Origin of the sequence: Psychrobacter sp. W2-37-MNA-CIBAN-0211 (genome assembly GCF_040309405.1) — a bacterium.
Lineage (GTDB): Bacteria > Pseudomonadota > Gammaproteobacteria > Pseudomonadales > Moraxellaceae > Psychrobacter > Psychrobacter glaciei.
The window spans coordinates 1-481 of sequence record NZ_JBEOOU010000043.1 but is presented as its reverse complement, the minus strand read 5'-3'; the positions used below and the strand labels follow the sequence as shown (position 1 = coordinate 481).

At 41.6% G+C, this 481-nt stretch carries 1 protein-coding gene; it reads left to right on the top strand.

Annotated features, from left to right (window positions below; translation table 11 throughout):
- Positions 1-369, top strand: a 369-nt coding sequence (locus tag AAEY72_RS14195; RefSeq protein ID WP_502945388.1) for an aldolase/citrate lyase/malate synthase family protein, incomplete at its 5' end; no start/stop codon positions are given.
- Between the last annotated feature and the right edge of the window lie 112 nt (positions 370-481).

Below are 481 nucleotides of genomic sequence, written 5' to 3'. Positions count from 1 at the left end.
CACCAAGACGTCAGCAGCTATGTTGTTTATTACAATCACTTATTGGCGTTTTTAAAAGATGGTTCACAGTGTGGTTTACAAAATCCATGTCAATTTGTTGCCTTGACGGGCCACAAAAGTGACACCACCTCTGTGGTATTAAAAAATAACGATACCCATGTTGAGATTTGTTTCGACCGCCAAGGAAAAATGGGCACCACAGACCAAGCCAATATCGAAGATATTCAGGTTGCCATTCCAATTAAGAATTTGCCAACGCCATACAAGCAATGGATTAGCTTAATCCACACAGGCTGTCAGCCTACTGAAGGTAGTTGTAAGGTATTTACTGCTAAAGATGGTAGCGACTACGCACTACATCAGCGTTAAGTGCTTATTGCGATAACACTGCGACCATTTAGCAAAAAAGGCTTGTCCCATTAATAATGCGACAAGCCTTTTTGTTGGGTAACCATTTTGCTGCGTAGCATCCCATAATGTC